This is a genomic window from Streptomyces sp. FH025 (assembly GCF_017427025.1).
Lineage (GTDB): Bacteria > Actinomycetota > Actinomycetes > Streptomycetales > Streptomycetaceae > Kitasatospora.
In genome coordinates this window covers 1-5,901 of sequence record NZ_JAFLNG010000489.1, presented here as the reverse complement: position 1 = coordinate 5,901, position 5,901 = coordinate 1, and the positions used below count along the sequence as shown (strand labels likewise).

Here is a 5,901-nt window from a genome sequence, read left to right as displayed (position 1 = left end):
GGGCGAGCAGCGGCAGCAGTTCGGCGGCCGGGCGGGCGCGGTGGGCGGTGACGCCGAGCGGGGCCGGGGCGAGCGGGATCAGCAGGTCGGCGGACGGGTCGGCGTCGGGGCTGTGCAGCCAGAGCGCCGTCGCGTACTGGCCGGGGAAGGTGAGCAGCCGGGGTTGTCGCCGGGACCGGGAACCCTGGGCGAGTTGCCAGGCCTCGCGCAGCGCCCGGATCGTCGAGTGCAGGTAGGGGCCGGCGGTGAAGTGGGAGAAGGTGTGGCCCTCGGCGCTCTGCACCACCTCGGCGGCGGCGGCCACCTCGGTGCCGTCCTTGATCAGGAAGCGCCAGCCGGTCCGGCGGGCTGCGGGCAGCTCGGGGCGCGGGCCGTCCAGGACGTGCACCGCGAGCGGATGCGCGGGGAGCAGTGGACCGGTCGGATGGCGCAGCGCTGCGGCGGCGGGCTGGCGCAGCGCGGTCTCCGAGTCGAGCGCGCCCAGGACCGCGCGCAGGGCGCTCGGCGGGGGCTGGGGGGTCTGCAGGGTCATGGCGGGGTCCGCCTCTCCAAGCGAGATCGGCGTGCGAGTGCGGCATACCGGCGTGGCGCGGCGCGTCTACGGTGACGGGGCCGGGCCGTGTCCGGTTGTGCATGATCGCGGTGCCGGCGCTGCCGTTGCCGACGAGGCTTCGGGGCGGGCGAGGGCCGGCCGAGCGCAGTGCGATTTCATCGAACAAGTGCGCAGGGTGACCTGTTTATCACAGGCGGTGGTGTCGAGCAAGTCTGCAGATGGTCTGAATTTCCGTCAGCTACCTTGCATTGCAAGCCAGTACAAGCGTTCGGGTATCGATCTTCGGGGCGGGCATGATGCTTGCACGGTCGGTCGGCCGGGTGGCTCAGGAGGAGGGGACCATGGGCGAGAAGGTCGTGGCGACTCGGGCGGATCTGGCGGACCGGCAGCAGTACCGGGTCAAGCTCCAGGCCTGCCTAGACGCGCTCGGGCGGATGCTGCGGGAGGACCGCTTCGACCGGCCGCGGGCGGTGATGGGGCTGGAGATCGAGCTCAACCTGGCCGACGAGCAGGGCCTGCCGGCGATGCGCAACGCCCAGGTGCTCAGTTCGATCGGCTCCAGCGACTTCCAGACCGAGCTGGGGAAGTTCAACATCGAGGTCAACGTCGCCCCGCACCGGCTCGGCGGGCACGTCTTCGAGGAACTGCGCGAGGAACTCGACACCGGGCTGCGCTACGCCGACCGGCGGGCGGCCGAGGCCGGTGCCCGGATCGTCATGGTGGGCATCCTGCCGACCCTCGAACACGCCCACACCGGGCTCGACGCGATGAGCCACAACCAGCGGTACAGCCTGCTCAGCGACCAGATCGTGGCCGCTCGGGGGGAGGAGATCGCGCTCGACATCGAGGGCGTCGAGCACCTCCAGCTGGACTCCGTCACCATGGTGGCGGAGGCCGCCGCGACCTCGCTGCAGTTGCACCTCCAGGTGACCCCGGAGCGGTTCTCCTCGGTGTGGAACGCCGCCCAGGCGATCTGCGGGCCGCAGCTCGCGCTCGGCGCCAACGCGCCGTTCCTGTTCGGGCGGGAGCTGTGGCGGGAGACCCGTCCGGTGCTCTTCCAGCAGGCCTGCGACACCCGTTCGGCGGAGCTCAAGGCCCAGGGCGTGCGCCCGATCACCTGGTTCGGCGAGCGCTGGGTGGACTCGGCGTACGACCTGTTCGAGGAGAACCTGCGCTACTTCCCCGCGCTGCTGCCGATCTGCGACGACGAGGACCCGCTGAAGGTGCTGTCCTCCGGCGGCGCGCCCAGCCTCGCCGAGATGCGACTGCACAACGGCACCATCTACCGCTGGAACCGCCCGATCTACGACATCGCGGGCGGGGTCGCGCACCTGCGGGTGGAGAACCGGGCGCTGCCGGCCGGGCCGACGGTGGCCGACACGCTGGCCAACGCGGCCTTCTACTACGGGCTGGTGCGGGTGCTCGCCGAGCAGCCCCGGCCGATCTGGACCCGCCTGCCGTTCGAGCGTGCGGACGAGAACTTCCGGCAGGGCGCCCGGTACGGCATCGACGCGGTGTTCCACTGGCCGCGCCCCGGCCGGGCGGGCCGCGGCGGCGGGCTGACCACGGTGTCCGCCGTCGACCTGGTGCTGAACGAACTGCTGCCGATGGCGTACCAGGGCCTGGACGAGTGGGGCGTGGAGCCGGCCGACCGGGACCGCTACCTGGGGATCATCGAGCAGCGCTGCCTGCGCCGCACCAACGGCGCGGCCTGGCAGAGCGCGACCTTCCACCGGCTGCGCGAGCGGTACGGGATGGACCGCCCGGCGGCGCTCGCCGCGATGACCAGGCGGTACGCCGAGCACATGCGCGGCGGCGAGCCGGTGCACACCTGGCCGGTGGGCTGACCGCTCCGCCGACCGCCCCGTACCTGGCCGGTCGGGCGGTCGGGACGCTGTGTCAGGATGATCGCTCCGGTGGTCGGCCGACGGCCGGAGCGACCGCCCGTCCGCTGGAGCCCCCGTGACCACCGCCCCGACCGCGCCGGAGACCGCGAAGCCCACCCGTCGGCTGCTCGGCGTGGAACTGCTGATCGTGCTCGGCCTCTCCCTCGGGGCCAGCGGGATCAGCGCGCTGATCAGCTTCGTCGGCTCGCTCACCGAGCCGCTCAGGCTCGGCCAGCAGGTCGCCACGCTGAACGGCTCGCGCGCGCCCGGGCGGCCCTGGCTGGACCTGGTGTGGCAGCTGTACTACATCGGGCGCGGGCTGATGCCGGTCGTGCTGGTCGGCTACCTGCTGGTGCGCGAGGGTGCCGCGCTGCGGGTGCTGGGCTTCGACCTCCGGCAGAAGCTGCGCGACCTCGGCCGGGGCGCGGCCATCGCGGCGGCGATCGGCGGCTCCGGACTGGCGCTGTACCTGGCCTCGCAGGCGGCCGGGTACAACCTGACGGTGGCGCCCTCGGGACTGCCGGACGTCTGGTGGCGGGTGCCGGTGCTGGTGCTGTCGGCCTGGCAGAACGCGATCCTGGAGGAGGTCGTCGTCCTCGGCTACCTGCTGCGCCGTCTCGGGCAGCTGGGGTGGTCCTGGCCGGCCTCGCTGGCGGCCAGCTCGGTGCTGCGCGGTTCGTACCACCTGTACCAGGGGGTCGGCGGCCTGGTCGGCAACATGGTGATGGGGGTGGTGTTCTGCCTGCTGTACCGGCGCTGGGGGCGGGTGATGCCGCTGGTGGCGGCGCACGCGCTGATCGACACGGTGGCCTTCGTCGGGTACGCGCTGCTCGCCGGGCACGTCAGCTGGCTGCCTACCGCCTGACCGGCGGCCCTCCGAGCGGTAGCACGCGGCCGCGCGGCGGGCGGGTGAGCAGCCGGTCGACGTGCGCGCGCTCCAGGCCCTGGCCGGGGTCGATCGGCAGCAGCACGCGGTCGCGGCGCAGGAGGGACCTGCGGACCAGCCGGGGCGGGATGACGTCGTCCACCCAGGCGAACGGACGGCCTCCGGCGTAGCGCAGCAGCGGGGCCCACTTGGCGGCGGAGAACAGCTCCATCAGTGGGACGCGCGGGTCGCCGGGCTGCGGGACGTAGCCGGCGAGGCGGACCACCGGCAGCGGGTCCAGGCCGATCGCCGGGGCGATGTGGGTGTTGGCATGCTCCTCCCAGAGCGACGGGTCGCCCTTGCACCTCCAGAGTGCGGGCCCGCGCTGCTGACTGGAGAGTGGAACCATGGCTCGGAAGCCTGCCGGACCTGTGCGATCCGTCGACCTGCTTCTTCGGAAGTCGCAGGTCGTCCGGGGTACGGCTGCCCAGGACATCCTGTCGCTGAAGGCTCAGGAAACGAAGGGCCGGGCATGGGCCAAGCGGAACCGGTATGAGGTCCGCCGGATCTACCGGGAGAACCTGTCCGCGTACAAGCTGACCGTGAAGCGCCCGGACTTCGACGCGGCGGTTCACGCGCTGCTCGAAGGCGAGTCGGACTGCTTGTGGGCGTACGACTCCTCGCGGTACAGCCGCAAGGGCGCGGGCGACGTGCTGAAGATCCTGGACAGCCCCGGCAAACGGCTGGTCTTCGACATCAACGGCCTCGACACCGAGCGGCCCGAGGACCGCCGTCGGATCATTGAGGACGCCGAGCGGGACCGCGAGTACAGCCGTGTCCTGTCGCAAAAGGTGAAGGACACCAAGGCCCAGCAGCGCGAAGAGGGCAAGTGGCTGGCGGGCGCGCCATACGGGCTGAAGGTCACGAAGAAGCGCAAGCTCAAGCACGGCAAGTTCTGGCCGGTGATCGAGCGCATCCACTACGAGGCCGCCGAGGGGGCGTCGAACCGGAAGATCGCGCTCGGGCTGACCGCCGACGGCTACCGGTCGACGCGGGGCGGGCCGTTCCGCTCGAACACGGTCGGCAAGATCCTGAGGAACCCGGTGTACCTCGGATGGCAGGTCGTGATGGTGAAGCGGCAGCACCAGATCTACCTGAACGCGAAGGGCAAGCCGGTGCGGGTGTTCGCCAAGGGGGTAGAGGGCATCCCGCAGGCGATCTTCGACAAGCACCGCCGGATTGCGGCGGGCTTCGAGCGGCGCAAGAACCTGCCGACCGTGGAAGAGCAGTCGAAGTCGGTCGAGCGCTCGCCCGCTTCGGGCCTCATGTGGTGCGACGGGGGCGGGCGGGACCCGAAGAAGGGCCACCTGGCGACGATCCACGGCGGGTCGTTCCGATGCGGCAGGCTCAACCTCGGGCTGGATGACTGCCCCGGCCCGGTCACGGGCATGCGGGCCTCGGTGGTGCGGGTCCTGTCGGAAGAGTGGGGCAGGAAGCTGTCGACGGCGGACAAGCTGGACCCCACCCTGCTGGCCGTCGGGGAGGGGTGGGTGGAGCTGTCCCAGCCGGAGGAGAGTAAGAAGGAGGCTGACGCCCGAGGCCAGCTCAAGCTGGCGGAGGAAGTGGTGGCGCGCATCGATCGCCTGGAAGCCGCGGGGGCTTTCCCGGGCCGCGACGGAGAGGCCACGTACGTCAGGCAGCGCCGGGCGGCTGTGGAGGACGTGGAGAACGCGCGCAAGGACTGGGAGGCGGTGGCCCAGCCGATGGCGGACATCTCGGTGCTTACCGATCCGGTCCGGGCGAAGAAGCTGTGGGAGAGCTCCGACGACACGTACCGGGGGCAGTTGCTCCGGCTGGCGATCGAGCGGGTGTACCTGAAGAAGGCCCCTTACTCGGGCGCGCGGTTCACGGCGGACCGGTTGGACATCGTGTGGAAGAAGCCGCGCGGGTGGAAGCCGCCAAAGGAGGAGGACGGGCAGCCCGGGGCCAGTGGGTCCTGAAACGCAGAAACGGCCCCCGGTCAGCACTGTGCGAGCAGTGCCGGCCGGGGGCCTTGGTGTGGGTCAGGTGGACAGGATGCGGAGCAGGGCCAGGGCTAGGCGGCGGGTGCGGCCGATTTCGGCCAGCAGCTCCACCGCGTGGTCGGGTACCTCGGTTGAGGCCAGCAGCGCCCTTGCCTCGGTGGTGCTGAGGTACTGGGTCAGCAGGTACTCGCCGTTGCGGCGGTCGGCCTGGAGGCTACGCAGGGCGACCTCGGCGATCACCCGAGGGTGGGCGGGCTCGCTCATTCCGCTATCCAATCACCGCGGCCGTCACCAACCGCAATCTTCGATGTCCGTGGCGAGGTCGAGTGCGACGTGCTCCGGGAGGGGGACGACCGACCGGGTGATCTGGCCGGGGGCGGAGTGCTCGGTCTCGATGACGATGACGCGTTTGCCTGCGGGAGTGCGGGCCTCGTAGGCGCGGGCGGCCTGGTGGACGACGGCGTGGACCACGGGGAGGGTCACTGCTGGCTGCCCTGGAGCAGGAAGTTGGCCATGGCGATCCGGCTGGCGACGCCCGAGTCCGGGCCGAGGAGTTCGGAGGCGCGCAGGAAC

7 protein-coding genes are annotated in these 5,901 nt (G+C 71.6%); 3 read left to right on the top strand and 4 right to left on the bottom strand.

From position 1 onward, the window contains the following. Positions 1-532: hypothetical protein (locus J0670_RS27510; RefSeq protein WP_207814398.1), on the bottom strand; the 532-nt coding region annotated here is incomplete at its 3' end. A 362-nt stretch (positions 533-894) separates the two neighbouring features. On the opposite strand from J0670_RS27510, the gene J0670_RS27505 reads away from it, so the two are divergent. Both J0670_RS27505 and J0670_RS27500 read left to right on the top strand, forming a co-directional pair. Further along, positions 895-2,400 (top strand): glutamate--cysteine ligase, encoded by a 1,506-nt coding sequence (locus tag J0670_RS27505; protein ID WP_207814397.1) that lies wholly within the window; start codon positions 895-897, stop codon positions 2,398-2,400. Positions 2,401-2,515: 115 nt separating this feature from the next. Further along, a complete protein-coding gene (locus J0670_RS27500; RefSeq protein WP_207814396.1) occupies positions 2,516-3,304 on the top strand; it encodes a CPBP family intramembrane glutamic endopeptidase in 789 nt (262 codons plus the stop codon). On the opposite strand, the gene J0670_RS27495 is transcribed toward J0670_RS27500, so the two are convergent. Next, positions 3,294-3,713 carry a hypothetical protein gene (locus J0670_RS27495; protein WP_207814395.1) on the bottom strand — a complete coding sequence of 140 codons (420 nt, stop codon included), beginning with the start codon at positions 3,711-3,713 and terminating at the stop codon, positions 3,294-3,296. The two genes, J0670_RS27500 and J0670_RS27495, sit on opposite strands and share 11 nt — an antisense overlap. 22 nt (positions 3,714-3,735) lie before the next feature. Between J0670_RS27495 and J0670_RS40030 the strand changes: the two genes are divergently transcribed. After that, a complete protein-coding gene (locus J0670_RS40030) occupies positions 3,736-5,304 on the top strand; it encodes a recombinase family protein (protein ID WP_207814394.1) in 1,569 nt (522 codons plus the stop codon). A 63-nt stretch (positions 5,305-5,367) separates the two neighbouring features. Here the strand turns inward: J0670_RS40030 and J0670_RS27485 are convergent, their stop codons facing one another. Further along, a complete protein-coding gene (locus tag J0670_RS27485; protein ID WP_207814393.1) occupies positions 5,368-5,592 on the bottom strand; it encodes a hypothetical protein in 225 nt (74 codons plus the stop codon). Positions 5,593-5,616: 24 nt separating this feature from the next. Beyond that, positions 5,617-5,811 (bottom strand): hypothetical protein, encoded by a 195-nt coding sequence (locus J0670_RS27480; protein ID WP_207814392.1) that lies wholly within the window; start codon positions 5,809-5,811, stop codon positions 5,617-5,619. Positions 5,812-5,901 lie beyond the last annotated feature (90 nt).